18 protein-coding genes are annotated in these 25,683 nt (G+C 41.1%); all 18 read right to left on the bottom strand.

Annotated features, from left to right (window positions below; translation table 11 throughout):
* Nucleotides 1-131: 131 nt before the first annotated feature.
* The gene (locus tag KFZ56_RS07075; protein WP_255584902.1) at nucleotides 132-3,437 is read right to left on the bottom strand and encodes a 3-keto-alpha-glucoside-1,2-lyase-like domain-containing protein; all 3,306 of its coding nucleotides are present in this window, start codon (nucleotides 3,435-3,437) and stop codon (nucleotides 132-134) included.
* A 956-nt stretch (nucleotides 3,438-4,393) separates the two neighbouring features.
* On the bottom strand, nucleotides 4,394-5,365 hold the full coding sequence (locus KFZ56_RS07070; RefSeq protein WP_222641160.1) for a sugar phosphate isomerase/epimerase family protein: 972 nt from the start codon (nucleotides 5,363-5,365) through the stop codon (nucleotides 4,394-4,396).
* Nucleotides 5,366-5,385: 20 nt separating this feature from the next.
* A complete protein-coding gene (locus KFZ56_RS07065) occupies nucleotides 5,386-6,585 on the bottom strand; it encodes a Gfo/Idh/MocA family protein (protein WP_255584900.1) in 1,200 nt (399 codons plus the stop codon).
* A gap of 63 nt (nucleotides 6,586-6,648) precedes the next feature.
* Entirely contained in the window at nucleotides 6,649-7,620 is a 972-nt protein-coding gene (locus KFZ56_RS07060; RefSeq protein ID WP_222641159.1) for an ABC transporter permease, read from the bottom strand.
* Between the two features lie 117 nt (nucleotides 7,621-7,737).
* On the bottom strand, nucleotides 7,738-9,327 hold the full coding sequence (locus KFZ56_RS07055; protein WP_222641158.1) for a sugar ABC transporter ATP-binding protein: 1,590 nt from the start codon (nucleotides 9,325-9,327) through the stop codon (nucleotides 7,738-7,740).
* 371 nt (nucleotides 9,328-9,698) lie between these two features.
* On the bottom strand, nucleotides 9,699-10,670 hold the full coding sequence (locus KFZ56_RS07050; protein ID WP_222641156.1) for a substrate-binding domain-containing protein: 972 nt from the start codon (nucleotides 10,668-10,670) through the stop codon (nucleotides 9,699-9,701).
* Between the two features lie 123 nt (nucleotides 10,671-10,793).
* Entirely contained in the window at nucleotides 10,794-11,777 is a 984-nt protein-coding gene (locus tag KFZ56_RS07045; RefSeq protein WP_222641154.1) for a LacI family DNA-binding transcriptional regulator, read from the bottom strand.
* Nucleotides 11,778-11,937: 160 nt separating this feature from the next.
* Entirely contained in the window at nucleotides 11,938-12,408 is a 471-nt protein-coding gene (locus tag KFZ56_RS07040) for a thioredoxin domain-containing protein (protein WP_222641152.1), read from the bottom strand.
* Nucleotides 12,409-12,919: 511 nt separating this feature from the next.
* Complete coding sequence (locus KFZ56_RS07035; RefSeq protein ID WP_222641150.1) at nucleotides 12,920-14,101, bottom strand: inositol-3-phosphate synthase; 1,182 nt, start codon at nucleotides 14,099-14,101, stop codon at nucleotides 12,920-12,922.
* 27 nt (nucleotides 14,102-14,128) lie between these two features.
* On the bottom strand, nucleotides 14,129-15,481 hold the full coding sequence (locus tag KFZ56_RS07030) for an alkaline phosphatase family protein (protein WP_255584899.1): 1,353 nt from the start codon (nucleotides 15,479-15,481) through the stop codon (nucleotides 14,129-14,131).
* A 27-nt stretch (nucleotides 15,482-15,508) separates the two neighbouring features.
* Entirely contained in the window at nucleotides 15,509-16,393 is an 885-nt protein-coding gene (gene eboC, locus KFZ56_RS07025; protein WP_222641147.1) for a UbiA-like protein EboC, read from the bottom strand.
* Nucleotides 16,390-17,229: a sugar phosphate isomerase/epimerase family protein gene (locus tag KFZ56_RS07020; protein WP_222641145.1), complete on the bottom strand. Its 840-nt coding sequence runs from the start codon at nucleotides 17,227-17,229 to the stop codon at nucleotides 16,390-16,392. The genes eboC and KFZ56_RS07020 overlap by 4 nt, the downstream gene beginning before the upstream one ends.
* Nucleotides 17,226-18,044 (bottom strand): TatD family hydrolase, encoded by an 819-nt coding sequence (locus tag KFZ56_RS07015; RefSeq protein WP_255584898.1) that lies wholly within the window; start codon nucleotides 18,042-18,044, stop codon nucleotides 17,226-17,228. Before KFZ56_RS07015 ends, KFZ56_RS07020 begins: the two co-directional genes overlap by 4 nt.
* Entirely contained in the window at nucleotides 18,041-18,901 is an 861-nt protein-coding gene (locus KFZ56_RS07010; RefSeq protein WP_222641144.1) for a sugar phosphate isomerase/epimerase family protein, read from the bottom strand. The genes KFZ56_RS07015 and KFZ56_RS07010 overlap by 4 nt, the downstream gene beginning before the upstream one ends.
* A gap of 198 nt (nucleotides 18,902-19,099) precedes the next feature.
* Nucleotides 19,100-19,687 (bottom strand): CalY family protein, encoded by a 588-nt coding sequence (locus tag KFZ56_RS07005; RefSeq protein ID WP_222641143.1) that lies wholly within the window; start codon nucleotides 19,685-19,687, stop codon nucleotides 19,100-19,102.
* 65 nt (nucleotides 19,688-19,752) lie between these two features.
* On the bottom strand, nucleotides 19,753-22,326 hold the full coding sequence (locus tag KFZ56_RS07000) for a PQQ-dependent sugar dehydrogenase (protein WP_222641141.1): 2,574 nt from the start codon (nucleotides 22,324-22,326) through the stop codon (nucleotides 19,753-19,755).
* A gap of 243 nt (nucleotides 22,327-22,569) precedes the next feature.
* Nucleotides 22,570-23,643, bottom strand: a complete 1,074-nt coding sequence (locus KFZ56_RS06995; RefSeq protein ID WP_222641140.1) for a ThuA domain-containing protein — start codon at nucleotides 23,641-23,643, stop codon at nucleotides 22,570-22,572.
* A gap of 1,217 nt (nucleotides 23,644-24,860) precedes the next feature.
* Nucleotides 24,861-25,652 (bottom strand): SDR family oxidoreductase, encoded by a 792-nt coding sequence (locus KFZ56_RS06990; RefSeq protein ID WP_222641138.1) that lies wholly within the window; start codon nucleotides 25,650-25,652, stop codon nucleotides 24,861-24,863.
* Nucleotides 25,653-25,683 lie beyond the last annotated feature (31 nt).

Raw genomic sequence — 25,683 nt, 5'->3', positions numbered from 1 at the left:
GGAAATAGAGAAGGGTACCCTGTCTCAAGGTTACACCTTCTCTATTAGATTATATTTTAGTTCATAAAAGGATACGATATGTTCTCCTCCTGCGCCAGATTTTCACCTACCACAGAAGGGTAATACCTAACTCATAATTCCCACCTTTCTATTAAATATTCAGTTCCTGCTACTAATTCTTGATAGGCTTGATCAGTTATTGTTCCTTCTTCGTTTTGGTATTCGATCAAGTTAAGGAAACCATTGAAGTGTTTAACCACTTTATCAGCTTGATCAGTTTCTTCATATTGACTTACAGATATCAAATGAGTATTTAATAAACGAGCCGTTTCGTCATTCGTAATGTCACCAGATTCTTTGAATTGGTTAACGATGTCATTTAATGCATTCGCATCTTCATATTCGTGTCCTAAATCAGGTAGCTCCTTGACCCTCACATCGCGGTAGAAAACTGTCTCTCCGTCACCGTGGTTCTGCAAGCCAACAAAACCCTGGCTAAGGTCACGCTCAGGTTCTGTGCTAGTGAAGTCGTTAACCAGCACGTCGTTAAGGTAAACCTGAATGTTTTGCCCCTGCACCCGAATCTCATAGGAGTTCCAGGACCCGAATGGTTCCAATGCTCGCTCCATAGCCTCCGGGTCAGCACCCTGGAAGGTATAGATCGAGCCTGTAGTACGGTCGGGAAGGTCGGATTCGTCTATCTGGATCTCGTATCCTTGATCCACTGCGACCCATGGATCATCACCTGGGTCAGGGAATCCGACGAACACACCACCGTTGTCATCCTTGATAAGCTTCCAGTCAAGCTTGAGGCTATAGTTATCCAGCTCGTGCCCTGGGTGCCACAGGAGACCCATGCCACCAGTGGTGCGCAGAGTGCAGTCAGACTGACGGCCAAATGACCCGTCCCCTGCCATCCGCCACTCCGAAAATGACTCAAGGGTACCATCAAACAGGGCGGTGTAGCCCTCTTCATACCCTTGGTGATCGCACGCGTCCGGATTGTCGCCAACCTGCAGTGCGTCAAGGTTGATATTCCCGTCGTCTTCCTCATCGTAGCTTAGTGTGATCGTGTTCGTCCCTTCCTCCAGCTCCATTTCTCTCATCACCGTCTCCCAGGTCTGCCAGTCACCCGTCGATGCTAGAGACCATGGCTCCAGTTCGGTACCATTGACCGACACGGAGACCGCCTTGGTACCATCGAAGGGGTCAGGACCGTTCGCGTACCGCAGATGCACCGGATGTGTCCCGGATTGGTCCACATTCACCGCGAACGTCACCGACGCCCCTACCGATCCGAATCCATCCACAAAACCCGAACCCGAGTAACCATTGTGTTCCGAGTTGACATTTGCACTGCCACTTAGTGTTGCATCCTCAGCCTCGTAGAATCCTTGATCAGCTAGAGACTCGTATCCCGGAATTGCATTGAGCGTGTACCAGGCCTCGGTGTTCCACAACTCTTGTCCCTCGGTGTCAGTGAAAGAACGTGGGCTTCGAAGATGTACCACGCGACCTTCCTCCAGACCATCAACGTCCAAAGTGACACTGGTGGCATCATCGGAGACCTCGGCGTCTGAGACAAACAGGGTGCGTTCATCCACCTTCGGACCCCCATACGTCGGACGTGGCACGTACTTCCAGTGATCCATGGCGAATGCTTCGTTCGGTTCCTCAGTGATCTTATTGACTGTCTCCTCTGAGAGAGGCTGGGTGTAGGTGATCTCGAACCCGTCCTTTGTAGCCCGCATCTCAACCATGTCGAACACGTCCTTACTGTTCGGGGTCAGTTTTTGCAGGCCATACCGTAGCTTGTCTGGCTCCGCCCAGTTGCCAGCCTCACCAATCCCGCCAACGTATAGCGCCCCATCTGGTCCTACTGTTGTGCGGTTCACACCTGCCTCTAGTCCTGCTGAATGTCGGAAAACTGCACCCTGATACTCCTCTTCCACTTCCTCAAGAAATCCGCGTTGCAGGCCGCCATACGTCACATCGCCAAAAATCAGCTGCCCAGCATATGGGCCCTCCTCCAACAACACTGGGGTTGAAGGGGAATTGCCTATCTCGTTCTGCGGTATCCACAGGGCCGGGTCAGTGACTGGCTGGTCGTCGAATGGCCCCGCTGGGTTGGTGAAGTGGTTGAAGAACCGATCTTGCTTCACGTGCACCAGCTTAGATGCAGGCAACCAGGAACCCTGATTGTCCATGGCGAACAGTTCTCCGCCTGGTAATTGTGTTATTCCATTCGGTGTGCGTAGACCGCCTGCAACATATGAAACTTCACCTGTATCCCGATCGATCTTGATCGTAGTTCCCCGGTTCTCCGCAGGTTGCGGGTCGGTGGTAGCGCCTCCGTTGTTGATTGCTACCGATAGGTTCACATAAAAGTAGTTGCTGTCATACTCCAACCCAAAAGCGAACTCGTGAAAGTTCTCGCCGAATGGCCAGGTGGCGACCTCCTCGTGAGTGTCATAGGATCCGTCCTCGTCCGGGTCCGTGAGCTTAGTCAGCTTATCACGCTCCGAGACGTAGATCGAATCATCAATTACCGCGACACCCATTGGGTTAAATAGTTCCGTGGCCACACGGTTGACCGTAACATCATCGGGGCCTGTCGCATTGGTGACCCCCTCCAGTACGAACACCTCGCCGTACTCGAAAGGATCTACCCAGCCACCTGGACTAACCGATCCAGACGTTACTACCACTAAGTCACCATCATCCGTCCAGTCCATCCCCGACACCATCGGCTCAAACCCATCTGGCCGCAGGTCGGTGAGCGTGTATCCCGGATACACTGAGTCTAGGGGCATCCCGTCACCCGCTTCGTCGTCTTGTTCCTCACAGTACTTCGTGCCCGGTGCGGTCACACGAACCACATCCGCCTCGGTGCTCAAAACCTCGGTGGGGACGACGGTGAAGTCATCGGAACCCGGTGGACGCCACTCGAGAAGCAGGATATTGTCATTAGTGTTGTCGAAATACTCGACTTTCAGATCATGCACACCTTCCGTCAAATCAACTTTCCCCGTCTTCGGGGTGGCTTCGTGCAGGCCATCATGATCAATTATCGTTGATTCGTCGATTGCCAGACGAGATCCATCATCACTCGTGAGTCGAAACTCGTAGTTGCCTTCTTCTGGAACAGTTAGGTTGGCCAAGGCATGCGCGATGAACCGATCGCTTAGGCCAAAGTCATCTTCAGTCGAGAAGTCGATGGTGGGAACCAACCGGTCGACGTTCGGCGTCTGACCCGGCCTCAGCGTACAAAGTTGAGACAGATCGCGCGCCATGTCATACACTTGAAGGGTGACACCCGACTCTTGGGGCGGAAGATCGTCATCCAATGTGTCTGCTGATGCCACAAATTGACTCAGTGATATTGTAACCAGACCAGCTGCAAAAATAGAACTCATTTTCTTTAGAACATTTTTCATCCTATCTCATCCTTTATTAAAATTAATGGACCTTCGCTAAATACAATGAAATGACACAAATCCAGATATAATAATGTCCACATAAAATCTATGACAACCGGAAAAGGCTACTCGATCAGATGTGAGAAATACATAGCCTTTAAAATAGTTGGATCATTATAAGCAAAAAGAGAAGCAGCCGTAGGAATAAAGTTGTTAACACCTCCCCGTACCGTTATTTGGTTTATCGTGGAATTACTGTATAAAATCGTCATAATACCTTTTTCATTTCTTTACTCGCTCAACCATTTGCTCTAGTCGAGAACGCAACCTCACGAAACCAGTCTTCGCATCTATGCAACACTTTGTATATGCTACTTGTGTCATTCTTTTTATCAGCATTACAAATAGATCATTCAAACGGTGGATCGAAAAAGACCCTACAACCATATCGTCATTACTATTAGCCATCTCTAATGGACATTTTTCCTCACACCTCCCGTTCTCATTTCATCGCTTGGTGTATAGTCATGATGTTTGTTTAATTATGATAAAAACCCTTCTACTCGAACTCCATAAATCACCTCCTTCACGAGATAGGAGACCGCTTCCCCATTTTATTTCAATTCATTATAATAAATCTATTCGGAATATTATGTTCAAAAATTCAGGAAAAGAAAGTATTCTTTTTATCCCGAGTCAAGTATAGGGGGCTTGATGCTGATCCCCACCGATGAGAAATATTCTATTAAAATTCACACATCACATCGACAAAGCCATGTACGAAATTTTTCTTCTCCCTTTACATTCATTTCATGAGAAGAGAATGCCGTAAAAACATACCAATTCATTAGGTCTGCTCTTATTATTCACTAAAAAAGCGTGGTACCCCCATCAACAACGGGATACCACGCTTGATTTTACTGGTGTTGTCCCAGCCTCTCTTTCTTCATTATCTACGATGTTCATCAACCGGATTAATCCCACCAAATAGCTGCTGTATTCTTCTCACGGATCAAAGTATTTTTCAAGAAGTTCACTGCCTTTCGAAAGCCTTCATCGGGTAACATAAGTGCGTCTTCATGTTCAATGCTAATAACTCCGTCATAATCCACAGCTTGCAGTGCACTTATGATCTTTTTCCATTCCTCTTCTCCATGTCCATAACCGATCGTTCGAAAATACCAAGAACGATCAAGAATTTCACTAAAGGGTTTTGTATCTAGAACACCGTTAACACTGATATTCTGATAATCTAAATAGATATCCTTAGCATGTACATGATAAATTGCTTGCTCTTTTCCAAACTTTTTAATCATATCAATAGGATCTGATTGTTGCCAAAACAGATGGCTTGGGTCAAAATTTAGCCCAATCGTTTCACCAACGCTCTCTCTGAGACGTGACATGTTTTCAGTGTTATACACCACAAATCCTGGATGAGGCTCAATAGCAATTTTCACCCCATATTTTTGAGCTTGTTCAGCAATTTGTTGCCAATAGGGGATGACTTTTTCTGTCCATTGCCACTCTAAAAGGTCGCGATAATCAGGTGGCCATGTGGATGTTACCCAGTTTGGATAATGAGCATTATCTGAATCACCAGGGCAACCTGCGAATGTTACAACCGTATCCACTTCCAGCTCATTGGCAGCCTTAATCGTATTAAGTAGATCTTGATGATGAGATTGACCAATGTCTTTGTTAGGATGTAAGGCGTTTCCATGGACACTTAATGCATCAATATGCATAGAGCGTTCTCGGATCATATTTTTAATTTTTTTCGCTTGGTCGGGGTCCTCTAATAACTTTTTGGGTTTACAGTGATCATTACCAGGGTATCCTCCACAGCCAATTTCTACATGACTAATACCATTTTCTAAAATGTGGTCAAGTGCCTTGTCAATAGGTCGATCAGCAAATAAAACAGCAAACACACCTAAGTTCATCGTTTATTCCTCCATTTCAATTACAAATTTAGATAATTGGTTTTCTCTACCTTTTCCCATGTCCGTGATTTAATAGAATTATCTACCGCTTCTAAAACTTGCTGGCAACGTAAGCCATCCTCAAAATTTGGATAAATAGGTTGTTGTTGCGTGATGGCCTGCGCAAGATCACTGGCTTGGTGTGTAAAAGCATGTTCATATCCAATTAAATGACCAGGTGGCCACCAAGCATCCATGTATTCATGATATTCTGGTTCTGTCACAAGAATGTTTCTATATCCTTGCAGATGAGGTTCATCTTCTTTTGACAAAAATTGCAATTCATTCATTCTCTCAAAATTGAAGACAATTGATCCCAACGAACCGTTAATCTCTATATATTCATTATTCTTACGACCAGTAGCATAACGCGTTGCCTCGAAACTACCTAATGCACCATTATCTAACCGGGCAAGGAAAAGCGTAGCATCATCTACCGTCACATCCCTAGATGCGCTATCATTCGTTTTCTCTTCGTTCGTGCTACCGGCTTCGATAGAACGTTTTTTTATAAATGTTTCCGACATTCCAACCACTTCATCAAATTCACTAACAAGATAGCGGGTAAGATCGATAATATGGGCATTTAAATCTCCATGCGCCCCGGAACCGGCTACATTTTTATCCAATCGCCAAGCAAACGGGGCTTGGGGATCAGCAAGCCAATCTTGTAAATAGTTTGCACGTACATGGTAAACCTTGCCTATTCTTCCCTCAGCAATAATACGTTTTGCCAAACGAATAGCGGGTACACGGCGATAGGTGAAACTGACCATATGTTGAACACCAGCGTCTGTAACTGATTTCAACATTTTTTTTGCATCACGTACATTTAGTGCCATCGGTTTTTCTGTTAAAACATGTTTCCCCGCATTGGCTGCGGAAATAGCAATATCCTTATGGGTGTCACTAGGCGTACCGATATCAATAATATCAATATCATCACGTTCGATCACTGCTTCCCAATCCGTTTCATATGACTCCCAACCATACGTATGTGCAGCAAATTTTACATTTTCTTCGTTTCTACCACAGATTGCTCTTAATTGAAAAGGTTCTTTCGGGTTGAAATAAAAATTTGTATTTTTATATGCTTGCGTATGGGCTTTTCCCATGAATTTGTACCCGATAAGTCCTACTCGTAAATAACTCAAAAAAACACCTCGCTTTTTACTATTCATCCATATATTCCTCATATCATTAAAAATAGTATTTATTTTGTTCTATTTATTTCGATTACATCCTTATTCTCGCTTTTGAAATACAACAGCAATAATAATAACTAACCCTGTTACAAATCCCTGAAGGTATGGAGATACATTGATTAAATTCATCATGTTATTTAAAATACCCAGTATTAGCACACCAAAAATCGTACCGACCACTTTCCCGCGGCCCCCCGTCATCCGCGTACCACCAATGATGACGGCAGCAATGGCATCCAATTCATAAAGCATCCCGGAGCTTGAAGAGGAAATCGAATTCAGACGCGATGTTTCAATAATCGCCGCAACACTTACGAGCATTCCTGCAAGGGTGTACACGGTCATCTTTATGCGATCCACCCGAATTCCTGATAAAAGTGCACCTTTTTCATTACTGCCAATGGCATACACATAACGACCAAAACGCGTTTGCTGCAATAAGACAAAAACGATTACCGCCATGACTGCGAAAATAATAATGGGAGATTTAATCCCCGCTATACTACTGTTTGAAATGGAACTAAATCCGCCTACTTCACCGGAAATGCTGCCACCATCTGATGTATATAATGCAATCGAGCGGGCAGCAGCCATCATCCCCAATGTGGCAATAAATGAAGCAATCTTTAATTTTGCGACCATAAATCCATTAAGAAAACCGACAAACGCCCCAACGGCTAAAGCTGTTAAAATCGCAATAAACACGTTCCCTGAAGCATTTAAAGTGATTACTGTAAAAACACCCACCAAGGCCAGCACAGATCCGACGGACAAGTCAATGCCTCCTGATAGCATCACCATCGTCATCCCTAAAGCTACAACCCCAATAATGGAGACTTGCATTAAGATATTCATCAAATTACTAAGCTCTAAAAACCGTGGACTCATAATAGATGAAAGAATAAAGAGAATCAAAAATGCAATAACAACACTGTATTCTGTCCAAATCCATGAAATGCGACTATTCCAATTTGAATACTTTTTCGTGGGTTCTATTTCTGGATTTGCCATTTTACCCCCCTGTGTAGTATGGTTAGATCTACTTGGTAACGTCTTTAAAATCTCACTATTTGTGCGTGATCTTGGATCTGCTGAAAAACATCTTTCCGCCGGATACATTCTACCTATTTATTGAACCCATTGTATAATCCGGCTAGACAATGGGTGTGGTGTAGTATCTCCTTCAATGGTGTAGGGGTTCCGACAATGTATCTTGCGGTAAATCATCCCCCCTTTGGATCCGGTTGCATAACTCATAATCACATTATCCGTAGTTTCTTCTCCTTGAAATCGGGCGGTTATTTCCCCTTTGTACATAACATAAATGCGATGGGATACCTTTCGTATTTCTGGTGCTTCCGATGATAGAATAATCACAGCTTTCCCTTGTTTAGCCAATGAAACAATATGCTGCAAAATTTCACGTTTCGCCCCGACATCAATACCTTGTGTTGGATTATCAAAAATAATAATATCGGTATTGACTTCAAGCCATTTGGCAATCACCACTTTTTGTTGGTTGCCACCGCTTAATTTGTCAATGGCTATATTTGGATTGTGTAATTTTATATTGAGTTTTTTCTGGTAAAAATCGAACTTCCTTCTTTCAATGTTACGTTGAATAAATCCTGCTTTTTCAAAGTGCTTGATCGATGATAGACTCATATTTTGAATAACGTTAAGATCTTTAATGATCGCATTTTCCTTCCGATTTTTAGGAACAAGTCCGATGCCTGCTTCTAATGCCTGTTTGGGATGTTTAATGTGTACGACCCGTTCATGAATGTTAATTTTGCCTTTGTATTTTTGTCGATAACCAAACAAACTTTCAAACAGTTCTGTTCGTCCGTCGCCGGCTAAACCGGTAAATCCAGCAATTTCCCCTTTCCTTACAGTGAAATTGATATCCTTAAAAAGGCCTTGGCTTGTTAGGTTTTTAACTTCTAATGCTACTTGTCCAAATGGATGAAAATCTGTTAGACGATCTTCAGAAACCGATTTCCCCACCATCAGCTTCGTGATTTCATCAAGATTTTCATGTTCCAAACTATTGGACCCTACTACTTTTCCATCACGTAACACCGTATAGCGGTCACACACTTCCTGAATCTCCTTTAACTTATGGGAGATATAAATGAAGGATACACCTGCATGTTTCAGGTTTTTCATTACGGCAAATAACCGATGAATCTCATGCTCAGCTAATGAGGTGGTCGGTTCGTCCATAATAATCAGCTTGGACTTATGTAAAAGGGCCCTTGCGATCTCAATCATCTGTTTATAGGAAGCATCCAAATGACGTACATAGGTCTTTGGATCAACATCAAAACCTAATTCACTTAAGATTTTACTTGTTTCATCACACATCTCTTCAACTCTTACAAATCCAAACTTATTTCTAAGTTCCGTACCTAAAAACATATTTTCATATACACGCAGGTCGGGAATAACATTGAGTTCCTGATGAATAAAACTGATCCCATGGGATTGGGAAACTCTTGGATTTGCCATTTCAACCGTCTCCCCATTAAAAACAATGGATCCTTCCTCAGGTTGGTGAACACCACCCAAGATATTCATCAACGTGGATTTACCTGCCCCGTTCTCTCCTAACAATGCATGAATTTCTCCCTGTTCCACTTCGAGGGAGACATCATTTAGCACTGGTACATCATGGAAGGATTTATGGATATGCTCCATAGACAAAATAGTCGACATTTCATTCACCCTTTCGATTCGTCAAAAAGGGCATACACCCCTTTTTCAATGGAAGATAAGAATCTATTAAATTTTGGCGTTATTAATAGCACTCTAGGCGATAGCCACTCCGGCTCTAGCGCCCAGCAACTAGCAGTTTTTTGATGGGACGAGCATGAGCGCAGTCCCAAACTTCACACTTATTCACAAGTCAACATTGGTTCGCTTGACAAAGGAAGGCCGACTAAGAACGGCCTTGCCGGCCAACGTCGGCATACCCCTGATGCAGGGGCATGTTTCCTTCATCTCATTGCTAAGTGCTCTATTTGTACGTTGAACCGGGCGCTTACGCCTTTGTTCATTGTATTCACTTACCGTTGACGAATGCTCCTTTAGAATAAAGAATCTGGATCGTAATGTTCATCCACATTGTCATTCGTCACTTCAGTTGCATCCAGAAGAACTTCTTCTTCCGCTTGTTCTTCTCCTTGGGCTAGATCTGCAGCAATCCGAATCCCTTCTACACTCATGGTAGGAGGATACAAGAAGGTAGCTGTTATCAAGCTATCATCATCCTGAATATGTTCATAAACTTCGGTGCCTCCACCTGCACCAGTAATAAATTGAATATCCTCTCGCCCTGCCTCTTCGATGGCTTGCAATACTCCTAATGCCATGCCATCGTCTTGGGTATAGACAGCATCAATTTCTTCCTGTGCTTGTAAAATGTTTTGCATGACACCCAATGACGTCTCTGTGGAGAAATCTCCATCTTGGGAAGCGACTACGTCAATACCATCCTCTCCTTCAATCGCTTCTTGAAAGCCGGCACCACGCTGCTCCGTTACCGAATTGGGAGGACCTGTGATTTCTACAATCTTTCCCTCACCGTCTAATTGATTAACGAGATAGTTACCAGCATTGCGGCCAATTCCTTCATTATCCCCTGTAACAACAACATCCGCCGCATCGTTTTCTAATTCGCGGTCAACAACAACAAGCGGTATGTCAGCATCTGCAACATTTTGACCAGATGGTGTTAAAGCCGCAGACTCGATGGGAAGAATCACCATCGCATCCACATCCTGAGCTATTAAATCATCAACATCGTTCGCTTGCTCATTCGGGTTCTCGGCGTTCGTCATCACATAATCAATACCCTCACTTTCCGAAATCTCATTCGCCTCCGTCTCTGCATGATCAATGAGTGCGCCCATCCAACCATGTGTAGCAGATGGTAAAGAGATCCCAATGGTAAGACTAGCGCCTTCCCCTCCATCTCCACTGCTTTCTTCACTACCTCCACACGCAGATAAAATCATGAGTGCGCCCAAAACCATACCTACAAACCATACGTACTTCATACATGTTACCCTCCTCTTTTTAATATGCTTCCTATTTCCATTTTTATAGTCTACGACTCAGCCTGGCAATCTATTACAACATTCAGGGTTATCATAAAATGCTAGCCTATGTCGTTTTCTATCTTATGTTGATTCTCGTATCACTAACTCATGATCCAGAATAATACTTTCAACATGTTCTCCTTTGATTTTTTGGATCAACATATCTGCGGCAATTGTGCCCATTTTATACATTGGTTGGGCAATGGTTGTAAGCGCAGGATTTGTCATATTGGAGAAATCAATTTTATCAAAACCTATCACAGCGATATCATCCGGCACATGTAAACCTTGTGCATGAATTTCTTTTAATGCCCCAATCGCTAATAAATCAGATACAGTAAATATAGCCGTTGGCGGATCGGTTAACTTTAAAATCCTTTTCATCGTTTGCTGTCCATAGTCAAACCCTAAATCGTCCGTATGATAGATGTACTCACTTCTGACAGAAATCCCCTGCTCTTCTAAAGCCCTTTGATATCCTTTTTTCCGTTGGCGAGTATAAAGATACTTCTTATTTGAATTTATTAATGCTACTTTCTCGTTTCCAATCTTAATTAAATGCTTGACGGCCCTATGAGATGCTGCTTCATTATCAATAGTCACATACGGAATGTCACCTTCATCGGTGTATTCACTGCATTGTATAACCGGGTAATTTTCAGCCAGGTCCATAAGCGCTTCCATGTTGACAGCAGGATCCATCGAAATAATCCCATCAGCCATTTTCGCCCTAATAAGATCAAAATATATATTTTCCCGCTCCGGGTTCGAGTTCGTTTCACATAACAGAATATTATAATGGTTGCGAATAAAAACACTTTCAATCCCTTTAATGATATCGAAGTAAAACGGATTCGAAATATCAGGGATAAGGATCAAAAGCAATCGACTTTCGGATTTTCTTAAATTCCTGCCGAGCATACTCGGATTATAATTCAATTTTTGAATCGCTTCTTCTACTTTCAGTTTTGTTTTCACCGTAACCACATTTGGTTCATGTAACACGCGTGAGACTGTAGCTACAGATACACCCGCTTCTTTTGCAACTTGTTGGATGTTCACCATTTTATTCCTCTACTCCTCATTGGCAGCATCAATCTTGTAATCGATTACATCTATCATAATGTATAAAGAATTATCTGTCAATAAGAAAATTCATAATTTACTGCAATAGTGGTTTAGGATATTCCTTTTTTTGTTAATGGATTTTTAGATCTCGGCTTCTCTAATGATGATCATGCCCTCCGCCGAATCGAAAATGATCAAAAAATTCCATATAGTATTCTTCAGGATTCTCTCCTTCCATATACGCGATTTCCCATCCATCATTGAAATACGTAATATAAGGAAATTCATGTACATCAGCAACTTCTTTTCCTATTGGATATTTATCAACATTCAAGGCTTTAATAGACACATCCATTTGTTGGGCTAACGGAAGGAAAACCTCGCTCATGCTATGACATTGCTCACACCCGGGTTCAAACATATAAATAAAAGACCCATCCGTATCTTCCGTTAGTTGCATAAACGCTTCTTCCACTTCTTGTACAGATCCTGTTAATTCATGATCCGGGTATTGGAGGGACTCTCCTTGTTGACTTATAACCCATCCGATAAGTACCACCCCAAAACCCAGCGTAATTAAACTAACCAAAAATTTTGATAAATGTTTGCGATACCATTTCCTATCCATCCATTCACTCCCTCACATCCGAAAATATCTTTGAAAATATAAGAACAAAGGCGCAAGCGTCCGGTTAGCAACGTACAAGCTGAGCATTCCTCAGGTGAGATAAGGAAACATGCCCCTGCATTAGGGGTATGCCGACGTTAGCCGGCAAGGCCGTTCTTAGTCGACCTTCCTTTGTCAAGCGAACCAATGTTGACTTGTGAATAAGTGTGAAGTTTGGGACTGCGCTCATGCTCGTCCCATCAAAAAAACTGCTAGTTGCTGGGCGCTGGAGCCGAATGTAGCTTATTTGGCCACTGAATTATTCACAGACTCAAAAATTTATAATTTTCTAGACTACAAGGGTGACACGCGTGATATATCAGTAATCGTTAAAAATGAACCAATAACAAGGTTCAATCCATAAGGATCAAACCTTATCTTTTGATCCCTTAACTTCCTTGCCGTAACAGGAATAAAGGAAGGGACAAACTGGTTATGTTTCGGAGGTTCCCATATCTTGTAATCACAAATTCTATCTAATGGTGTTGACGGTATTTGTAAACTGCAACAACCGTTGATATTGTTCATCCATGGCATATTCTTCATCTTGATATGGTGATTTAAAGAACAAGGCTAAGTGCTTCTGGAAGCCTGAAAGGTTCAATCGTAAGGCATGATCCATAAAGCGTACCAAATCAATAATGAGTGGGGCGGCCAATGTCGCATCTGAACCTAGCCAATTTACTTTCATACTCATTTGTTCTCCCAACCAACCTTCAAATTCAATCGTATCCCAAGCCTCTTTGTGATCACCGCGGATGGGAAAGTAATCAATGCGAACCAGATGGTCAAAATCATGATAACCAAGAATATGTTCAAGCCCATTTTCCTTCGAAGCAATTTTCGTAGCGGAATGTTCAGGGTCATTTAGTACCTTCCCATCCGCATTACCAAGGATATTGGTACTATACCAGCCTTTTATTTTTAACCCTCTCGCTTTAAACATTTTACCTAACACGTGTTTGTATAATGTTTGACCCGTTCTGCCATCTTTTCCGGCTATGGGCACCTGTTCCTTCTCGGCTAGCTCCTGTAATGCAGGAATTTCAGCTGTTATGCTAGGGGTAAAATTTACATAGGCACACCCATTTTTCAATGCCGCATATGCGTATAACATACCGGAACGAATGTCCTTCGAATCAGACTCCAGTCCATCTTCAAAATTGTCTAAGCAGTCATACAATGATAAGGGTTCTACATATTTCTCTGTTGCCGTTGCATTGACGACTACCACTCTATGAACGTTGTGTTCTTGTTTAAATTGGTCGATACTTTCTGAAATATTTCGAACTTCTTCAAGTAGTGAAGCGGGCGAATCCTGCAACGCATATACATCTTGAATGTGATCATCTACGTTGGATAAAGCCCCGGGCCAAACAGGGATATTTTCTAACTCCTCGCTAATCTCCTCCAGGATAGAGGGCGGGACAACCTCTTGCTTACGGGCTGCTTCTATGAGCGTGTCTTCCCGAATATCCCAGCCTCCAAATACCAAACGATCCATCGGAACCATATTCAAAGGATCAAAATCAGCTTCATTTGCTATCATCCCTCTTTCCGGGAGTAAACCCCGATTGATTGCAGTTATACCTGTTATTACACTTACGGAAATCGTACCCAAAGCTCCAACAATAAGAACGCCTGTCTTTTCCATGACGCCACTTCTCCTTCCTCACTAAAATCATGACTGCATTGATTTACCCGACGCTTGTAGGGATAGTCTTAGTAAAAGATCATGAACCTCCTTAGCTTCCAGCTGTGATGGTAAGTCAATATCTTTGTTCGTAACGATTAATGAAACCAAATCCTTCTCACTACGAGGTGGCAATCCATGTGACCCACCGATTTTATCCGTATCTAGCGGAATCGTTTTGGTTTCTGGATTAACAAATAATTCAACAGGATCATAACCGGGCTTTCGGTGAATATCTACCGTATAAGCATATTCCGGTGCTCGTTTATTGTTTAACCACCAGTAATACACAAACCAACTATCCGGTTCCGCAATTGCGATTAACTCTCCAGCGCGTTCATGGTCGATATGATGTGCTTTTTTTTCCTCTTCTCCCCATACTTCCGCAACACCCGGCGTTTCCTCTAATAATGCTTTAACAGAAGGTATATCTTCTTCATGGGAGATATAGACATGCGCTAACTGATGATCTGACATCGCAAAAGCACAGCACATTTCCAGATCAATGAAATCCATATCTTGTACCTCTTTTACAGCCACATAACCATTTTCATTTAAGATTTGGTTAATATGAATGGGACGATGTACAGGTCGAAACGCATATTCGGATAAAATAACCAGTTCTGTGTCGTAGATTAGATTTCGCTCCTCAAGGTCTTCCACGAATTCTCCGACTACCCTATCTAATTCACGTACAGCTTGGCGTGCCTGTTCACTATCCGGGCCATATCGCTGGGAATGATAGTCCATATTCGGTAAATAAACAAGGGACAACCTTGGTTTGTATTCTTCCAACACATCGACAGCTGCTTTGGCAATCCATTCACTGGATTTCACAGATGCAAGTGGCCCCCAGAAAGACGACAATTCAAATTCGCCCAATTTCTCTCTTAACTTACCGTATAAATCCCGTGGTTTGGAATCACACCATAAAATCGTATGATCCTCAAGATGTATGGGTGCTGGAGTCACCACATAATCAGCCGTAGATAGCTTGCTAAACTGCCAAAACAAGATAGAAGTGGTTGCCTCCGGATCTTGCTCTTTCAGCTTTTCCCATATTTTTTTCCCTTGCATTGGTATCATCGTTTGATTCCACATTGTAATTTCCTTATAATCAAGATCGGGAATCCCGTTGGCAATAATGCCGTGTTCAGAGGGGTCTTCCCCTGTGATATACGTCGCCTGCATCGAACCTGTTACCGCGGGAAACACAGGTTTCACCTTAGCATGTTGCCCCTTATGCAGCAATTTCTGTATATTAGGGGTTAATTCAGGGTCTTCCAGCAACTGAGGCGTTAAGCTAATAATATCCAGTACAACAACATGTTTTGAATTCAAAAAACTCATCCTTCCTAAAAAATAGATTTACGTAACCGCAAAAAGATGGGAAAATAGATAACTAAATCCTAGAAAAATGGCCACCGTAACAAAAGCGAGCCATCCACCAAAAATCGAAGCAATCGCCGCATTTAAAAGCGGATAACCAACGATACTAGTCCCGACTGCTTTTTGAATGCGGGGTGGAATCGGTCTTCTCAAAGCCGGACCAACACCCTTAAATGTCCATCCAGCAAAGAGGATAATCGCAATAACCGTGACGGTCGCGTGCTCCCCGAGTCCCAATAAAGTAACACCACCTACACATAAACAAATAGTAACAGCCATGATGCGAACCCGAAGAGGATGGAGTTGATCCCCTACTTCTCCTTGTGCCATATACGTTACGGCTATGATATACATAAAACCAAATAGGGAAACCCACCAATAGGAACCAACTTGATCAGATAGAATACTTACACCTAATAGTAGATTTAAAGCTCGGCAGCCCCCCATAACAATCGGACCGAATACAGCATGATGTTTCGCATCATAATCATATAAAAGGACAGCACATACAATCGTGAACGCAATGAGTAAACTCATCCAATTCACGAATGCAGCGAAGACGATTCCCAACACTCCAAGGATGATACCCAAAATAAGTGCCTGGGAGGGAAGGATTCGCCCTGAAGGAATCGGACGTTCCGGCCTTTCTACCCGATCTGTTTCTACATCGAAATAATCGTTCCAAACCATTCCCATGGCGTATAATGATATGCTGGCTAATAGTAAAAATAAGAAATCAAACGATGTAAAAAAATAAGAAACGGTTCCAACCGCTATCCATCCTCCCGCTGAAATGTCAGCCATGGCCGTAAATAGATTGGGGAGACGAACCAGCTCAAAATAGGATCGAAGGTTACTCCTCATTTCGTTTGTAACTGCCCCATGACGGAAATGATATAATTATAAGCTTGAGTAGCTGCCTCGATAACCCGATCCTGATAAGGATAGAGTTCAACAGTGACATATCCCTCGTAACCTGTATTTTGGATCCTATCCAACACTTCAGGAATATTAATAGCCCCTTCTCCCGGTATTAAATGATTGTGAGCTCGATTGAAAGAAATGTCTTCCAAATGATAATGTCCTGTATAGGGCAATAGTTTGTCTACTAAGTACGCAGGATCTTCATTGACACAGTAGAAATGACCGATATCAAAGTTTAACGCAATGTTCTTGGAAGGAACCTCCTTTTTAAACGCAATAAATTGATCGGATGTCTCTATTAGTAACTCTGGCTCCGGTTCAACCAGAATAGTTATATCGGAATGCTCAGCATGATCTGCCAATTCTTCCATGGCTTCAATAAACACCTTATTTGCCCAATCTCTTTCAACACCGATGAGCTGACCACCAGGTTCTGTTGAAATCGTCTTACAACCTAGTTGTGTTGCTAAGTCAATACAATTATGAGTATGATCTATCCTTTTTCTGCGCTCCTCTTTTTCAGCTTCAATAAAGGAAGGGCGCCAATTATCCCGGATGGCATAGAGCATAAAGGCGTTTAAATTCGAGATTTCCATATTTGTTTTTTGTAATGTTTCTTTGATCGCCTCTATCTTCGCAGACGTTAAGTCGGGAGGGAAAGCATGCGGTGTATCAAGCAAAATCTCAATCCCCTCATAGCCAATGTTAGATAGAGTGGTAATCGCATCCAAAATATCATAATGTTTAAACCCATTGCTGCTAAAAGCTAATTTCATGAGGTAACGCCCTTCCCTTCCTGTAATTTCAGTTTACCTGATTGCTTGTAATATTGAATCGGATTGTTCCACACCAATTTTTGAATACGCTCTTCCGCATAACCTTGTTTTAACATCTCTGTAGCCGCCTTAGGAACACTGAGCGGATCTGCAGGCCCCCAATCTGCTGCCGTATTGATCATCATACGATCCGTCCCATAACGATCCAAAATCTCAATAACACCTTCGATGGAAATTTTTCCAGGATAAATAGTCATACCGCTCCATCCACCGTATTCCACAGCTACGTCAATAGTGTCAAGGGTATTATGATCTAGAATCACCTGATCAGGGTCAAGACCTTCCTCCTTTAAAATCTCCACGGTTCGTATCGTTCCATCCCGTTTGTTTTGATGAGGAGTGTGAACCATGACCGGCATGTTTAGGTCTTTGGCCAGCCGCAATTGTCTCCTCATGATTTCTTCTTCCTCTTTGCTTATGATATCAAAGCCTGTTTCACCCAATGCCACACAATTATCCCGTTTTAAAAATTCCGGTAACGCATCAATAACTGCATGGGCTAACTCCAAGTCGTTCGCTTCTTTCGGGTTCATACCTAAACAGGCATAGTGTTCTATCCCATGTTCTTTCGCCCGCTTCGGTTCAAAGGAAAGGACATGTTCAAAATAATCCAAGTGTGACTCCGGATACCTTCTTTTGCTTCCTAACCAGAAGGAAGGTTCTACAATGGCTCTAACTCCAGCCGTTGCCATACTTTTATAATCATCAACCGTGCGAGAATACACATGAATATGTGGATCGAAATATTTCATCATACATTCACTCCTTTTATTTTATCCATCAGTGGTCTAAGAAAAGCTATAGATCTTTCAGCAGCATAGATTGGCTGATCTACATAAGTGTATAATTCAATAGTAATAAAACCCCGATAATCCATAGATTGCAAGTGTTGCAGGATTGCTTTGAAATTCATGGAACCATCACCAGGAATGAGATGATAGTGTTTGGTTCCAAGAATATCTTCCAAATGAATGTTCCAAATATAGGGTCCCATTTGTTCAACTAAATGCGGGACGTTTTCTCCTCCTACCACCGCATGACCTAAATCAAGGTTAGCCCCTAATTTATTAGATCCTACTTCTTTAATGATTTGAAGAAGTTCTTCCCCGTTTTCAATCAATAAACCAGGCTCATACTCTATCCCTACATTAATATTGTGTTTTTCAGCATAATCCGTAATATACTGTAAGGAATCAACAAAATATTTAAAGGCTTGGGCTGGCGGATTTCCAGGTAAGCATATCCCGCTAGTGATACTTATATTGGAACTACCAAGAGCCACTGCAAGGTCTATACACTGCCTGGCATAATCGATACGTTTTTGTCGAATGAGAGGCTGTGCATTGCATAACGATGGTTCAAAGGTAGGTTCACCGGTTGGATCACGAAAAAATCCACAAGCTGTATTCCCATTAATATTAGAAACTTCTAATTGACAATCATGGAGGTTTCGTTTGACTTCATCTACCCATAAGGCATTCGGAGTTGGTGGAAAAGCATGTGGTTTATCAGCTAAAATTTCAACGCCGCCATATCCACACTTTCCAATTTCTGCTACCGCCTGGGGCAATGTCACATTCGTAAATGCATTTGTACTGAAGGCCAATTTCATTTTTATCCCTCATTTTTGTAAAAAAGAGGACAAAACATGCATATTCCGATGCCCTCTTTTTTTGTTTTTATCTTTCGCCATCGCCGCGTTTCATAACGGAAACACGCTTCCTTTTGTTAATCTAAATGGATCACGAGATGAAACAACTCGAAAATTTGTTTATTATGATACGTGATAGATGGATAGGGAAATAGAGTATTACCCTTCTTCATCTGTCCCCTGAGTTGCCACGAACGTCCAATCAAGGCTTAGAGAATCCCCTTGAAATTGGTTTTGGTCTTCTTCCGTGTCGATAAAGTTAAACTGAACCACAAAATCATGAGATTCCCCTACTGGCAATCCATCTTCACCCATGTCCGGGTAAAAAATATGCTCACTGATCGCTTCAGGCGTCATATCTTGTAATTCAGCCAACGTAGTTTGATAAATAACTTCATCGAGATTATCAGCATTATAGAGGAACTCTACTTCGATATGTTCACCGAAATCTTCGGTGTTATTTCCTTCCGCATCAACAACTGTATAATCAGTTTCCAATGTTACCGAATCAATATCCAATGACCCATTATTTTGCAGTTCAAAGTCTCGTACCATTGAATCGCCTGGAGCCATATTATCTATATCAATGATCTGCGTTGGTTCCGCTGACAAATCAAGCGTTCCAGCCGCGAACGTGTTGTTCGTTGTCTCACTATCACTGAAATACGCGAACGTTCCTCCACCTATCAACGTTAAACCAAGTGCTGCTGTTGTTATCCCTATGCCTAATTGTTTTTTAATTCCCATTTTGCTTATGCCTCCTAGTATATTAATTTTAAAAATCCCACTTTCTATTGATTTTGGTGAGATCTCTATTGCCATTTTTCTACTAATAAATCAGCTTGTGTAACTAGAGATTTAAATGCATCTTCACTAATCAATTCATTGTCAAGCTGATGATCAAGCAAATCCTTAAAACCTTTCATATGCTGTACAACTTTTTCTGCTTCTTCTTGATCTTCGTAATGGCTTATAGCAGTCAAATGTGTCATAAGAGCACGAACTTCTTCATCTGATTCAAATGCTCCATTATCATCTAGACGTTCCACTAGTTCTTTTATGCCTTCCGCACTGTTTTCGATAGGTTCAACATCATTTTCTTCCTGTGGTGCTTCGTCGCCATTTTTAGAAAATTGTATCCAATTTAAGTTCTGATCACCGCTGTTGAAATAGATGTACAAATCATGGGATTCTTCATTATCATCTGGAGTCTCCAAATTCACTTCAGATTCCAGCGTAACCCAATTTTGCCAATCTCCCGTAGATGGCTGCGTTATGGATGCTACTGTTTCTCCATCAGGGCTATCCAGACGCACTTCCATATCTACGCCTACCTCACTTGCTACCCGGAAATATATGTCTTCAATATCTGCCAAATGAATATTTTCATACATGATCCAATCCCCAGGGTCAACGTGAGCAACATTACTCTGACCATTTACATCACTTACGGATTCTAACTCTACCCCTTCACTTTCATTATTTTCTGGATCTGCATTTCCAGTTTCATCGAAGGCCTGAGCTTGCTGACGCTTATTCTTAAATTCCACAGTATCTCTAGCTGTTAAAACAGGAGCCTCTATCCCACCACTGTCTTCTACAGTAACTGCTGCCTCCCACCAGACATTATCACTCATCTCATGCGTGCCATCATCCATGGATAGGTCATAGGTGGCTTCACATCCACTTTGATCTGATTGAGGATGACCGTGAGCATCATGTTGTAAACTCATTTCCCATTTGAAATCTTCACAAGATAATTCTCCATCTTCTTCATCCCAAGCTTCTGCAATTAGTGTGACTTCATCACCTTCATCAAAAAACATTCCATCAGAATGGGAAGTAACTTCGATTTCCGGAGCTGTATTACCCACAACAATTGTTTCGCTCCACACATCCATTCTTTCAGTTTCTGTATTCGTAACGGTTAAAGTTACATAATACTCACCGTTTTCCGTATAAGTGTGTGACGTGTTCATATCCGTACTCGTATTTCCATCACCAAAATCCCATTCAAAAGTAATTTCTTGATCATCAGGATCATATGACTCTGAAGCATCAAATTCGACATCCAATGGTGCATGTCCATCCTTTTCGCTTACCTCTCCTTGAGCTACTGGATATTGTACCTCTTCTCCATGGTATAATTTCTTAACTCCAGCATTATCATTTATCTCCCACCAATCATCACCAAATTCAGTGATATACAAAGAACCATCCGGCCCGAATACACTTGATGTTGGTAAATCTAATCCACCTTGAGGTATAATGTCCTCAACATCTACGACATTGTAATCTTCATCAATTTCTACAGCCTTTACCCATTCGCGCGAAAAGTCGTAAGATATAAGCTTTCCATCGTCTTCAGCGCGCAATCCTCCAATATCACTTTCTTCTTCATAGTCATGATGGTAAATGCCAGCTGTTGTAATGGATCGTCCTCCACTTCCCCATCTTTCAGATTCAGGGTAAGGATACCAAAATATGGAACCGGTAATGTCTTCCTCTGCACACTCTTCTTCAAATTCTTCATAACAACTATCGCCCATATAATATGGCCAACCAAGGTTTTCTCCACCTTCTCTGACTACTTTCATCACATCATAATCATCGGTTTCATGATCAGGTCCAACATCTCCAACCCAAACATCTCCAGTTACTTGATCAACATCCATTTTGAATGGACTGCGTAATCCATAAGCGTAGATTTCATCCATTGCATCATCATTGTCAACAAAAGGGTTATCTTCAGGTATAGACCCATCAGAGTTGATACGCAAAATTTTTCCTCTCAAATCTTGTAGATTTTGAGCAGTTTCAATTGATTGTTCTTGGGGTCCGTGTGTTGCTGGCTGGTTGTCTCCAACTGAAATATATAATTTTCCATCTGGTCCAAACTCCAATCCACCCATCTGGTGACAGCATTGATCTTCAGACTGAATTTCCAAGAGTACTTCTTCGGAATCAGGATCAATGTTTCCATCCTCATATGTGAACCTTGAAACATGCTCTAAAAATGTACCTGGTTCTGTATAGGATAAATACATATAGCCGTTGTCTTCAAAATCAGGATCTAAAGCAATAGATTTCAATCCATGCTCGCTAGATGTGGTTGTTTCAAGAGACAATAATTCGGTAACATTTCCACTTGGACTCGTCTCGTATACTTCTCCTTCAATGCTAACAACATATAACATCTCATCATCGGTGATATCCAAATCCACTGGACGTGCTATGTCATTCGTAATGGTTTGTACGACATATTCTGCATTCTCATCGTTATCAATCTTATTCGTTATCTCTTGTTCTGCAGACAATACAATCGGGATCATCATGAAAATCATAACCATAACCATTAGTAAAGATCCCTTTATAGGACGATTCATATCACTTTCCTCCTTTTCTTTGGTTCTAATCGCTTTTAACCATTGTTTCTTTTTGGATAGTTGCAAGTATTCAAACTTAATTTTAACTCCCCCTTGCTATATATGAGAATTTTATCTTTATCCTCCTTTTCATTGAATTTATTAGCTAATTATTAATTCCTTCATTACTTATGTTGCTATAAACCTAGGGAAAAACTCCTCTGTGAAAGCTTAATGACTACCACAGAGGAAATTGGTGTTTACTTACTCATCCCAATTTTGAATCACTGCATCAGATTGAGCCGTAAGAATATCAAATGCCTTCTCTGTGATTAAATCATTATCTAATTGATGGTTAAGCAGATCCTTGAATCCTTCCATGTGTTGATTGACTTTTGTAGCTTCACCTTGATTTTCGTAATGGCTTACTGCTGTCAAATGAAGTGTCAAGCTATGAACTGCCTCATCTGAATCGAATTCACCATCGTCTTTCAAGTCCCCAACATGTTTTGCCATACCTTTTGTATCTAAGTTTGGCTCAGGAGTCGGTTCACTAGCATCATAGTCTGAATCTCCCCAAGCATATTGCAAACCTCCTAATAGATGCTGTTGAAAGTCCTCCTTATACCATGTCTCAGGGTGATGCCCTAGAGCCGTATAAAACATTCTTCCTTTTCCTATTTCATCAACCCATGCTGTAGGGTGATCTTCATGAGCTTCCCCGTCAACGCTATCCATGTTCAAGCTCATGAGAATATGTTTGTCGTTATATCGAGGGTTGTCCTGAAACAGGTATACTTCTTCTAACTGTGTATAGGTAGAATCTAGATGTTCGGTTGAAGGATGATCTCCCTGTTCAACATTGAACGTCACTTCTTCAGTCCAGGGATGCTCCTCAAAGTAGGCTCCTGTTAACTCTCCATATTCTGCCCATTCATAGAATGTATCAGTCGCAGCATGGACACCAAAAAAACCATTTCCTGATTCAATAAAGTTTAGAATATCCTCTTTTTGTTGATCAGAAATCGGAAGTTCTCCAGTTGTATTTACAAAAGCTAAGACATCATAATTCGCTAAGTTATCCGCATTTAACAAAACAACATCTTCAGTGATATCGATTTCAAATCCATGTTCATCAGCTAATTGAGGCATAACCTCATGAGCATCGTCAATTGACGCATGCCGAAATACCTCTGTGGCTGTCACCATTAAGACCTTTTTTGTTTCATTAGCATTCCCATTACTGGTCTCTCCAGTTTCAGCAAAAGTTGTAAAGGATATCATTAATGTGACCATGAGAGCAGTAAGGGGTAAAAAAACTTTCTTGACAGTTTTCATAAATTTTTTACACCCTCTCATATTAAATTAATACACCGTTTTATTCTTACTATTTTATTAACCACCCCTTTCTCTATAAGGATTTTGATAAGCAGACTTTCACCACCTTTCAGATTATGATATAAAAGGTTATATTAAGTGAATGTACATTCACTTATTACTTTTCTACAAAGAAGCTCCTTATAATTAAATGTAAATAATCCATATCACAACTACCAAATTCCATATATTAAAAAATGTAATCGATACCAAAAAATTTATTTACAATCGATTTTTATAATCATTTATATTTTTAATATATAATTTTGTTAATGCAATGTAGTAGAAAATGGTGTAGTAGATTTGAATTTCTCAATTCATATAATCAAAATAAATATAATTACCAATTAAATTTCTAATATTTATTTTCATTATTATAAGAAAATATATTTTATTTAGATATTATAGTTAAACACTAACACAAAGATTGCGAACTTTGTATTGGGAAAATCATTTGATATTAGACAGATTTCGACATATTTCTTCCCATATTTTATTGAATTTTATTAAAAGTTTCCTCAGAATGGAAAATTTAATAAATTTAACGAATATTTTTATTAATAAATCTACTATCTTGTTGGCTAAAAAATAATGATCTTACATTATTAATAGTAACAATTTAGGAATAAGGATTTGAAAGTAATATGATAATGGGTAAGCTATCAACATGACAATAATAGCGGTTGTGTGGCGGAAAAAATTCATATTGAACAGACATTTTGAATACTTTTAAGGGAAATAACGAGGAATTGGCTCGAAAAAACATCCAATCACAAACGACAATTAATCAATTTGAAAAGGACATCAAGTTCGCGCATTTTAATAGTTTAATCCATAAAAAGGAACATAATCCCTAACACTAGCGCAGTTTATTCAGATATTATTCATCATTTATTACAAGTTTATCACCATTCTATAAACATACCCAAACTGTCCTTGGATAATTTAGATGATGAGAATATTTTTTAATTCGCCTTTAATTAACTGACTGTCTGATAGGGAGTTACTCCCTCAGTTTTGGAATTTCTTATCAATCATTGAAGTAAATACCATTGTCAGACATCTTTTTTTATATAAGGTGTTTTGTTTTATTCTCTATCCTGGAGAACAATCCTGATCAGAACTTGCCTACAAAACCTCTAGACAAGTCCTGAACTAAAAGGAAAATTACATACTTCTTACAATGCCTTTACCATCCCTCCATCAACAAGTAATGATTGTCCCGTGATATACGTATTTGCACCGGAACAAAGATAAACAACCATATTGGCAAACTCCTCAGGCTTACCATAACGCCCTATCGGAATCGACTTTTCAGATTGAGACTTGATTTCCTCGTAACTTTTGTTTAATTTTTCCGCCTGTACATTATCCAACTGGGCTACACGGTCAGTTCCGATTCGCCCCGGACCAATGGTGTTAATTAAAATATTATCTTGGGCCAGTTCCTGTGATAGACTTTTGGAAAGACCAACAATCCCAGCCCTGAACGTGTTCGATAAAATCAAATTATCAATTGGCTGTTTAATAGAAGAAGAGGCAAGATTAATAATATGCCCATGTCCTTGTTTTCGCATATATGGTAATACTTCACGAATCGTACGTACAAAACTGAGTAGGTTCAATTCAAATGCAGATTGCCAATCATTATCATCCACTTTGTCAAATGTTCCCGGTGGTGGGCCACCGGCATTGTTTATCAATACATCAACGGTTCCGTTCAACTTCACCGCTTTTGAAACCAACTCTTTTATTGACTGCGAATCCGTAATATCACAAACTGTGTAATCAATGTTATCATTTCCCGTTTCCGACTGAATTTCTTCTTGTGCCTTCTCCAACTCCCCTTCACTACGACTGGAAATTAAAACACGCGCACCCTCTTCAGCAAATTTTTTTGCCGTTGCCTTTCCTAAGCCTTTACTTGCTGCTGTTACAATTACCGATTTACCCTTTAAATCTAAATCCATTCTATTTTTCTCCTTTCATATTTGAATCAAA

It is taken from the genome of Virgibacillus sp. NKC19-3, from assembly GCF_019837165.1.
In the GTDB taxonomy this organism is placed as follows: domain Bacteria; phylum Bacillota; class Bacilli; order Bacillales; family Amphibacillaceae; genus Virgibacillus_L; species Virgibacillus_L saliphilus.
Note: the sequence above shows the minus strand (reverse complement) of the source record. Positions and strands in the feature narration are given on the sequence as shown.

What these genes read in the sequence shown, in the direction of transcription:
- KFZ56_RS07075 (WP_255584902.1), bottom strand. Translation starts at nt 3,437, where the DNA reads ATGAAAAATGTTCTAAAGAAAATGAGTTCTATTTTTGCAGCTGGTCTG.
- KFZ56_RS07070 (WP_222641160.1), bottom strand. Translation starts at nt 5,365, where the DNA reads ATGAACTTAGGTGTGTTTGCTGTTTTATTTGCTGATCGACCTATTGAC.
- KFZ56_RS07065 (WP_255584900.1), bottom strand. Translation starts at nt 6,585, where the DNA reads ATGAATAGTAAAAAGCGAGGTGTTTTTTTGAGTTATTTACGAGTAGGA.
- KFZ56_RS07060 (WP_222641159.1), bottom strand. Translation starts at nt 7,620, where the DNA reads ATGGCAAATCCAGAAATAGAACCCACGAAAAAGTATTCAAATTGGAAT.
- KFZ56_RS07055 (WP_222641158.1), bottom strand. Translation starts at nt 9,327, where the DNA reads ATGTCGACTATTTTGTCTATGGAGCATATCCATAAATCCTTCCATGAT.
- KFZ56_RS07050 (WP_222641156.1), bottom strand. Translation starts at nt 10,670, where the DNA reads ATGAAGTACGTATGGTTTGTAGGTATGGTTTTGGGCGCACTCATGATT.
- KFZ56_RS07045 (WP_222641154.1), bottom strand. Translation starts at nt 11,777, where the DNA reads ATGGTGAACATCCAACAAGTTGCAAAAGAAGCGGGTGTATCTGTAGCT.
- KFZ56_RS07040 (WP_222641152.1), bottom strand. Translation starts at nt 12,408, where the DNA reads ATGGATAGGAAATGGTATCGCAAACATTTATCAAAATTTTTGGTTAGT.
- KFZ56_RS07035 (WP_222641150.1), bottom strand. Translation starts at nt 14,101, where the DNA reads ATGGAAAAGACAGGCGTTCTTATTGTTGGAGCTTTGGGTACGATTTCC.
- eboC (WP_222641147.1), bottom strand. Translation starts at nt 16,393, where the DNA reads ATGAGGAGTAACCTTCGATCCTATTTTGAGCTGGTTCGTCTCCCCAAT.
- KFZ56_RS07020 (WP_222641145.1), bottom strand. Translation starts at nt 17,229, where the DNA reads ATGAAATTAGCTTTTAGCAGCAATGGGTTTAAACATTATGATATTTTG.
- KFZ56_RS07015 (WP_255584898.1), bottom strand. Translation starts at nt 18,044, where the DNA reads ATGATGAAATATTTCGATCCACATATTCATGTGTATTCTCGCACGGTT.
- KFZ56_RS07010 (WP_222641144.1), bottom strand. Translation starts at nt 18,901, where the DNA reads ATGAAATTGGCCTTCAGTACAAATGCATTTACGAATGTGACATTGCCC.
- KFZ56_RS07005 (WP_222641143.1), bottom strand. Translation starts at nt 19,687, where the DNA reads ATGGGAATTAAAAAACAATTAGGCATAGGGATAACAACAGCAGCACTT.
- KFZ56_RS07000 (WP_222641141.1), bottom strand. Translation starts at nt 22,326, where the DNA reads ATGAATCGTCCTATAAAGGGATCTTTACTAATGGTTATGGTTATGATT.
- KFZ56_RS06995 (WP_222641140.1), bottom strand. Translation starts at nt 23,643, where the DNA reads ATGAAAACTGTCAAGAAAGTTTTTTTACCCCTTACTGCTCTCATGGTC.
- KFZ56_RS06990 (WP_222641138.1), bottom strand. Translation starts at nt 25,652, where the DNA reads ATGGATTTAGATTTAAAGGGTAAATCGGTAATTGTAACAGCAGCAAGT.